Genomic DNA, 8,261 nt, shown 5'->3' on the forward strand with positions numbered 1-8,261 from the left:
GCCCGAGACTCCGACAGGACGGTGACCAGCACCATGGCGAAGCGGTACGAGCAGATCGCGGCCAAGCTCAAGGCCCAGATCGACGACGGAAGCCTCCCGCCGGGTGAGCGGCTGCCCGCCGAGACCGAGCTGGCCGACATCTACGACGTGAGCGTCCCGACCATCCGGCAGGCCGTTGGTGTCCTTCAGAACCAGGGACTCGTGGACAAGCAGCATGGGCGCGGCACCTTCGTCCGCCGGCAGCCGACCCCGGTCACCCGTGACAACCTGCGCCACCAGTGGGAGAAGGACCGTGCCCGCCAGCCGGAGTCGGAGCGCGCGAAGACCGGCGCCACCGAGCACGACACGGGGCTCACCGTGAACGATCTCGTCTTTGCGGCCCAGTACGAGCAGACACCGGCGGACGCCGATCTCGCTGCGGCTTTCGGCATCCCGGAAGGCACCATCCTGCTGAGGCGCACCTATCGCACCCGGCACAGCGGGGAGCGCACGCCGTTCAACACCGCCCGGTCCTACCTCGTGCTGGACATGATCAAGGGCAACCCAGACCTGCTCCGCGAGGACCAGGAGCCGTGGCCCGGTGGCACGCAGAACCAGCTGTTCACCGTCGGCATCGAGCTCGACCGCGTAGTCGAGACCTTCCGGGCCCGGCCCCCGACTAGCGAGGAGATCGAAGAGCTCGGCCTTCCGGCGGGCGTGTCTGTGATCCTCCTCAGGAAGACTTGCTTCGACACGACGGACCGCGTGGTGGAGGTCGCCGATGTAGTACTGCCCGGCGACCGTACCGAGATGGTCTACACGACCCAGCTGAGCAGGTGGTGAGCATGACCAATCTCGTAACCGTGATCACGGCCGTCCACGGGCCGAGCGCCGAGTATCTGGCGGACGCCTACAAGTCGCTCCTGGACCAGGACCTCCCGGACGGCTGGGACTGGCAGTGGGTGATCCAGCAGGACGGCGAGACGGACGAGGTGGCCCCGCACGTCCCGGATGACGCGCGGATCAGCTTCGGTCAGGGCCGCCACGGGCGGGCGGGTATGGCTCGGACCATGGGGCTCTCGCGGGCCAGCGGGCAGTTCGTGAAGGTACTCGATGCCGATGACCAGCTTCCCGCGGGCACGCTGGCCCGAGACGTTGCGGTCCTCACCAGCTGGCCGGACGTGGCATGGACGACTTCGCGCGTGCTGGACCTGCTCCCGGACGGCAGCACGGTCGGCTTCGACCAGGACCCGCCGGCGGGACCGATCGAGCGGGGCGAGGTACTGGCCCACTGGAAGGCCTACAACTTCCGCGCCCAGGTCCACCCAGCGACGCTGTGCGTTCGGCGGAACCTGCTGCTCGCACTCGGCGGATGGATGGCGCTCCCGGCTTCCGAGGACACCGGGCTGTTGATGTCTCTCAACGCGGTCAGTCGCGGGTGGTTCATCGAGGAGACCGGCCTCCTCTACCGCAAGTGGCCGGGGCAGAGCACCCACCAGGCGGCGCACAGCCAGGAGGTCGAACGCACGGCCCGTATGTCGGTCATCCAGGCCCGGGCAGAGTCGCTGCTGGCACTGGAGAGCTGGCGTCTCGACGCCAGCTGAGACAACCAATTGAGGACGGCCCCGGCAGCACTAGCGTCGGGGCCGTTTCACTGCCTGATTTAGGTCCGCTCGGACGCCTCATCCACGTTCCGGGCGCCCGGCAGCAGCAGCCCGCGGGCGGTGTGTTGCTCCCCCTCGAACCGGCCTCGAACGCCGAGGTCCGCGCGTGCAGCCTCGTGGAACCGGTTGATCGCCTTGAATGCCTCGGTGTGCAGCGCCCGCCACTCCGCGAGACTGCCAACGACCAGGCCCCGAGCCTGCCACCCGATCGCGGCAAGAGTCTCCTGGATGGCGTGGGCCGCCTCGATCACCTCATCCCCGGCGAGCAGCATGATCCGCTCGAACGCCCGCGCCTGGGTACCGCCAGCCTCGGTCAGCTCCATCGACAACTCGTGCTCTGTGCGGGGCATCTGCCGGATCTCTTCCCGCACCTCATAGAGGAGCACCGCGATGTGAATCGAGGTCCGGACCTGCCCGACATAGTCGGCGTACGCGTCAAGTTTCTTCTCGTCCCAGCGAAGACGCAGGCCGTCCTTGCGTTTGCTCCGCTCCATCAGATGGTTCGTGACGTACGTGGTCAACCCACCGAGCACGACAGCGGCGATGGTCACTAGCTGGGTGATCGTATCCATGGCCCCCGCACCGAGGATGTGAGCTGCAGTCAGATCTGAACCTGCCGATGATAGGCGGCCGACGAGCCCGGATGCAGAGCGGAGTGGCAAGGACGCAGGTCGGAGGTGGTGGAGGGGATGGGAGAGGGGTTGTTACGAGTTTCGCTACTTCATCAAGGGCGCGCACGGCGCGCCAGCGCGCGGCCCAGCCGCTCGCCGTCGCTCCTGTCTCCGCCCCGCTCCGTCGGCGGCTGGCCGCGCACGTCGAACGTGCGGCCGGGAGGGATGCCGAGGTCAGAGCCCGTCGTGGCTGGGGTCGGGCGGTTCCACGGTTTTACCCACCTCCCAGGCTCGGGACCCGAGTCGAGCAAGAACGGGGGGCCACTCGGCCAAATTGCGGTCAGGCCCAAAGAGCCCTGACCGAGTCGCAACAGCTTACGGCCCCCCGATCATGCTCGACCCCAAACCAGGCAGGACACCGGCCAAAACCGTTCCACCGCCTGCGTGCCCCCTATGCTCTGTGGATGGCGGGACCACACAAGTCCCCCTTCGGCGTGGTCCTCAAGGAGCATGATGGCTACTGCGACTTTCAAGATCGGCGGGACGGAGATCCTGACTAAGGACCGAGAGGACGCTCTCCTTGAGCTTGCCAAGGATCTGGAAGCGTTGGATCTTGAGTCCCAAATCGATTATCGGCCGCCGACTGGGCGGGGAGTCACCTGGTATGAGGTACTAGGTATCTACCTTGGCGGAAAAGCGCTAGATGCGCTAGCTGGTTACGCGCTGAAGTCACTTGCTGAAGCCACGCTTGGGAAAGCCATCGCATGGGCCAGGCGGAGGCTTGAGCGTGGTGAGACGAGGCGCCCCCAATCAGTCACGATCTATGGACCTGATGGGCAAGCTATCGCGTCACTGGTCGTCCGACCTGGCGGTGAAGTCGAACTGAGCCGCTTGGAAGCCGGGCAGCCTGCGGGTAGCGGGGAGTCACCCGAGCAACCCCCTGCCTAGTCAAGCTCATTTCCATGGCAAGAAGAAATGCCTCGTGCCTCAGCCATGTCCGCTTGGGCGGGAGCCACGGGGAACATCAGCCCATCAGAGCGGGCTGGCAATGCTGGCCCGGCTGCCATAAGGCACGGCACACGGCAGTGACCACCTACTGCCCACAGGAGGCGGGTCTGATTCGCAATTATCGAACACGCTGCCATGGGAGAAGTTTGCATTCGGCTGGATATCTATCTCTAGATGGCCTAGCGTACGACCTGCAGGCGGGGGCGCTCAGTCGATGGAAGCGTCTGGAGAGATTGAGCATTCACGAGGCCAAAGACCCAGCTATTGAGCTCATTAAGATTGGCGTCTAGATCCGAGGCGACGTCCTGCAGTGAGATCCTCCGTTCCCAGAGCGAGCCGAATACCTTTTGAAGGAGGAGGGAAGTCTCTCGCTCGCCTTCCCCTGGTTCTCCAGTTCGGTACCCCAGTCGACCGAGCTCGATCACCGTCTGCCTGTACTGCCATTCAGTGAGCTTGCCGAGAGCGTGAAGTCGATAGGTAAGAGCCAAGGCCGAGACGTTCCAGTGCCGCTTGAGCCGAATAATTTGGTCGGTCGTCGGAGATTCAGGCACCCGTGATGCCACACTGCGACGTGGCATCAGAAGAGTTGACGCAAATTCGTCAGCCTCTTTCTCGGCCGCTCGGGTGCGAGTTCCGGAGTCGTCATCCGCGTGCATCACGAGATGGCCGAGCTCATGCGCTACGTCAAACCTGCTGCGCTCGGCCGTTTTCATGGTATTCAGGAAGATAAATGGCCGACCATCGCGCATGAACGAGAATGCGTCAACTTCGGGATATTCAGGCGCGAGAGAGAATACCCTAACTCCGTGTCCTTCGACCAGGTGGATCATGTTTCTAATGGCGGTATCCTCGCCGAGCCGCCATGTGGACCGGACATAATCGACTGCGACGGTTGGGGGCATTTTCCTCCCGGGCGTCGGGAGATCGACCTGCGGGAGCTTAAAATGCTCGTCCATCCATTCGCTGAGCTCTACCGCAAGTCGGGATTCGGCCAGCGCTGCGTCGCGAGTTCCTGCCGCCAGTTTACTGCGTGCACGAAAATTGACCGACCTGACATCGATTTCATCGATTTCTGGCGCCGCGAAGAATGGCAGTGGGAAGTCTAGTGCGGCTGCAATCTTTGCGAGCGTAGCCTCGGATGGCTGTTGCCGGCCATTTTCATAATTGGAAATGCTCTGGCTGCTCACACCGACCTGACCCCCGAGCTCGACTAGGGTCATCCCTCTCCGCTTTCGTGCCAACGTAAGCCGGGTCGGAGTGAACATAAGCCTTTCCTCTACAGTTAAGCCGCCACGTCAGCGCGGCTCGACAGAAATGATGTCCGGGGGCCCGAAGCCATCGTTGAGGTCATCGATGGAGTCGTCGGGCTCAAGGCCGTACGGTTCGTCCGGAATGATCCGGCGATACCAGTCCTGCATGTAACCGCGAGCGGTGAGCCGCTCCGGGAGCGAAATCTCGTACCGGATCTCCTGCTTCTTCCGGTCGAAGTAGACCAGCAGCAGCCACAGGTTGTAGCCCGCCAGGTCATCCGCCGGCTCCACCTCGAACGCTTCCCGCTCCAGGAAGGGGATCTGGCCGATCGGCACGTTGCGATCAACCAGCTTCTTTGTGAGCTCGCCCTTGGGGTAGCGCGAGCTCGGCTGCTTCTTGTGCGTCCGGAGGCCTGTGAGGCTGTTGCCGCTCGTCACTCCCAGGGCAACCCGCGTGTCCGCGTTGCGGATGATCGGCAGTACTCCGGCGAGGTTGATCCGCTCAAGACCGGCTCGAACGGATTGCTGGCTCAGGCTGGAAACCAGCCCGTTGTATGCGTAGATCCCGGGTGCGATCGGTGCGGCGTGCTTCGAGCAGAGTCGACGCTCCGTGCTGCTCGCGCCCAACGCCTCCCTGATCCACTCTCCCCCCAAGCCGAGCTTCGACAGTTCGGCGTCGAAGCCACCAGAAGGTGCCGGCGTAGCCAGCCCGACGATCATCCTGCCTCCAGGGCACTTATGGATGCCGCCCCTCAAATGAGGGTCGGAAACTATAAGCCGCAGGGTACACCCCGCCACCGACAGGGCGGCCCTTGAAGGCCTTGCATTATTCGAATAGTTGTTCTAGGAGGAGCTTAGCTGCAGGTCAGCGCTGTTTCAAGGCGGACGCGCCCATAGTCGGCAATGTGTCACGCAAAGGTATGCACTAGTCATCCCTGCGTATGGGGAGAACGACCGTCAACCTTCTGCGGATGCGGTCACCCTGTGCAGGTGCGTGTGATGTATTGCGGGGACCATAGGATGCCTGGCTCGTCGGGAGCTGGCTCCGTGCCACAGGCGTGCCAGAACGGGCGGTACGTGGCGGTCGGTCGCGGGTGCTGGCGGTGCGGGGGCAGGGGAACCGGCAGGGTGGACGAGCCGCAGGTCACGCCGGGTGTCGAACGCCTGTCCTTGTAAAGCGGGGGTCGTCGGTTCGAACCCGACAGGGGGCTCCAAAACGGAAGGCCGCCGATCTGCCCGAAAGTGCAGGTCGGCGGCCTTCTTCGCGTCTACGTGGATCTGAGCGACCCCCGCTTCGGCGGGTGGGCGGGGCGAGGATGGTGGCGCGTCGAGCGCGACCTCGTCCCTGTGTTCGGTGGGCACCGTGGGGCGGGCCGGGCGGCCCCCGGTGCCCACCGTCGCCGACCGACTGAGTGGCAGTCAGCTGCGTTCCGCCCTGGCCGCCGCCCCTCCCGGCGAGGTGATCGCCGCCTGGCGCGCGGCAGGGAAGGGATTCTCGCGGGCCGCGGCAACCTTTTCGGGGCCGGTGACAACCAGGTGTCGTCCGGCCGGGCGGTCCGGCCGGAGGAAGCGGCTGAAAGAGAGCACCGACATGTCCCCTCGCCCCTCCACGCCGTCGGAGGCGTCTCCCCCCGGCGACCACGGACGCCGTGGTCGTCCGTCGTTCCGCTCGGCCCTACCGGGTCAGCGGCAGACGCATCGTCGCCGCCGGTTGTACCAGCGTCGGGGTTTCTGGGCGGCCGTCGGCCTTGCTGTCGTGGGCGGCTCCGTGGTCGTGGTCAACACGGCCTCGGCGGGAACCGTGGACGTGGACACGAAGCCCTGGTACATGCTGGTCAACCGCAACAGCGGCGAGGTGCTGGACGGCCTCCGTTACGCCACGAACGACGGTGCTGCGGTGGTGCAGTGGGGCCGTCACGACGGGGCCAACCAGCAGTGGCGGTTCATCGACGCGGGTGACGGGAACTACCGGCTGCAGAACCGCAACTCCGGCAAGGTGCTGGACGACTACGGCTGGTCGAAGACCGCCGGCTCCGGCCTGGTGCAGTGGCGCGACCTGAACGGCGCCAACCAGCAGTTCCACCTGGAGAAGTCGCCGGACGGCTACCTGCGTCTGATCAACCGCTTCAGTGGCATGGCCGTCGAGGTCCAGAGCGGTTCCAAGACCGACGGGGGCCGCGTCGCCCAGTACCACGACTGGGGTGGCGCCAACCAGCAGTGGCTGCTCGTCCCGGTCGGGAACGCCGGCGGCACCGGGAGCGCGGCGGGCTCCGACAGCACCCCCACCCCCAGCACCCCCACCCCCAGCACCCCCAGCCCCGCCGTGCCCACCACGGCTGCCACGCCGGGCGGCGGCACTGCGACAGGCCAGGCTACGAGCGGGACCCGCCCGCCGTCGGCGCCGTCTCCGGCCGCCGGCGGTAGCGGCGCCTCGGCGACACGTTTCATGGGCAGCAGCACGGTGCTCATCGGCGGCTCGATGTCCGACGCCTCGGCGACCGCCGCGCCGTTCGACGTGCGATACGCCTATGTGCACAGCCAGCCCGCGCCCTCGTCGGCCTACTATTCGGCAGCGCTCTGCCAGGCCGCGTGGACGAGCTGGTGGGGCTGCTGGGGCGGCAACACCACGGCGCCCGGCAACTACGTGACCTGGGGCGACACCCATGCGGCCCAGGCGACGTACCAGGGCAAGCCGCGGCCGCAGAAGAACTTCTGGACCTGGTACTCGTTGCGCGACCTCGGGGATGCGGCGGGCCAGGGCGACGGCCCGGGCGAGGTCGTCGCCATCAACAAGGCCGACCTGCTCACCCGCTACATGAACGACTACCGGTTCTTCCTCCAGAAGATCGGCAACAACCACGACATGATCGACATCGAGCCCGACTTCTGGGGCTACGTCCGCTCGCTCGGCAATCCGCACCAGGTCGCCGCGCAGGTCACGGCAGCGAATCCGACGGACTGCGGATCGCAGGAGAACAGCGCCGCCGGACTCGCCGGTTGCCTGATAGCGATGGCGCACAAGTACGCGCCGAACACGGGCGCGGGGTTCCACCTCACCTGCTGGGACTGGCAGACCAACGTCCAGGGATGCGTCAAGGACTACGCGGACCTCGGGGCGAAGAACGCCGACTTCCTGGCCACCGATGTGGTGGACCGCGACGCGGGCTGGTACGCACAGCCGGCGCACGGCGGCCGTGACACCTTCTGGACCGACCAGAAGGCCGCTGCCGCGCTGGGCTTCTACAAGACGATGGCCGAGTCGGTGGGCAAGCCGGTGGTCCTGTGGCAGATCCCCGTGGGCAACATGGCGCAGAACAACACCCTCAACCACTACAAGGACGACAAGGTGGACTGGTTCTTCGCGCACATGGACCAGGTGGCGAACGCGCATATCGCCGGCCTCCTGTTCGGTGCGGGCCAGCAGGAACAGACAGGGGTCGAGTCCGACGGCGGGAACCTGATCAACAAGACGATCGCGTACCACAACTCGGGTGGTACGGCGCTCAAGTAGCCGCACGCAGCCTGTCGGCCCCTTCCCTTCGCCGTGGGCGCCGATGGTCATCTCGCATCAAGGAACCCCAGCCGACGCACGGCTGGGGTTCCTTGATGTGGTGGGTATCGGTCAGTGCTGCAGGGTGAGGAGGCCCGGCCGGTACGGCAGTTGGTCGTAGGGGCCGGTCGCGGTGGGGGACTTGCCCTGGTAGAGGAACTGCAGGTTGCAGGGGTCGATGGTCATGGTCTGGTCGGGG

The 8,261-nt window shown here is 65.7% G+C and carries 6 protein-coding genes; 3 read left to right on the forward strand and 3 right to left on the reverse strand.

The genetic code is table 11. The features are described from left to right. Positions 1 to 33: 33 nt before the first annotated feature. Positions 34 to 822 (forward strand): GntR family transcriptional regulator, encoded by a 789-nt coding sequence (locus ACZ52J_RS37720; RefSeq protein ID WP_465625397.1) that lies wholly within the window; start codon positions 34 to 36, stop codon positions 820 to 822. Between the two features lie 2 nt (positions 823 to 824). Beyond that, positions 825 to 1,583, forward strand: a complete 759-nt coding sequence (locus ACZ52J_RS37725) for a glycosyltransferase family 2 protein (protein ID WP_465625385.1) — start codon at positions 825 to 827, stop codon at positions 1,581 to 1,583. Positions 1,584 to 1,642: 59 nt separating this feature from the next. Here ACZ52J_RS37725 and ACZ52J_RS37730 read toward each other — a convergent pair whose 3' ends face one another. The 3 genes from ACZ52J_RS37730 to ACZ52J_RS37740 form a co-directional block, all read right to left on the reverse strand. Then, the gene (locus ACZ52J_RS37730; protein ID WP_465625387.1) at positions 1,643 to 2,215 is read right to left on the reverse strand and encodes a hypothetical protein; all 573 of its coding nucleotides are present in this window, start codon (positions 2,213 to 2,215) and stop codon (positions 1,643 to 1,645) included. Positions 2,216 to 3,441: 1,226 nt separating this feature from the next. Then, positions 3,442 to 4,527 carry a helix-turn-helix domain-containing protein gene (locus tag ACZ52J_RS37735; protein ID WP_465625389.1) on the reverse strand — a complete coding sequence of 362 codons (1,086 nt, stop codon included), beginning with the start codon at positions 4,525 to 4,527 and terminating at the stop codon, positions 3,442 to 3,444. A gap of 30 nt (positions 4,528 to 4,557) precedes the next feature. Next, positions 4,558 to 5,232: a hypothetical protein gene (locus ACZ52J_RS37740; protein ID WP_465625391.1), complete on the reverse strand. Its 675-nt coding sequence runs from the start codon at positions 5,230 to 5,232 to the stop codon at positions 4,558 to 4,560. A gap of 1,036 nt (positions 5,233 to 6,268) precedes the next feature. Between ACZ52J_RS37740 and ACZ52J_RS37745 the strand changes: the two genes are divergently transcribed. Continuing rightward, the gene (locus tag ACZ52J_RS37745; RefSeq protein ID WP_465625393.1) at positions 6,269 to 8,023 is read left to right on the forward strand and encodes an RICIN domain-containing protein; all 1,755 of its coding nucleotides are present in this window, start codon (positions 6,269 to 6,271) and stop codon (positions 8,021 to 8,023) included. Positions 8,024 to 8,261 lie beyond the last annotated feature (238 nt).

The organism is Kitasatospora sp. NPDC034035, assembly GCF_055575755.1.

Coding starts and splice junctions, on each gene's coding strand:
- ACZ52J_RS37720 (WP_465625397.1), top strand. CDS start 34: ATGGCGAAGCGGTACGAGCAGATCGCGGCCAAGCTCAAGGCCCAGATC.
- ACZ52J_RS37725 (WP_465625385.1), top strand. CDS start 825: ATGACCAATCTCGTAACCGTGATCACGGCCGTCCACGGGCCGAGCGCC.
- ACZ52J_RS37730 (WP_465625387.1), bottom strand. CDS start 2,215: ATGGATACGATCACCCAGCTAGTGACCATCGCCGCTGTCGTGCTCGGT.
- ACZ52J_RS37735 (WP_465625389.1), bottom strand. CDS start 4,527: ATGTTCACTCCGACCCGGCTTACGTTGGCACGAAAGCGGAGAGGGATG.
- ACZ52J_RS37740 (WP_465625391.1), bottom strand. CDS start 5,232: ATGATCGTCGGGCTGGCTACGCCGGCACCTTCTGGTGGCTTCGACGCC.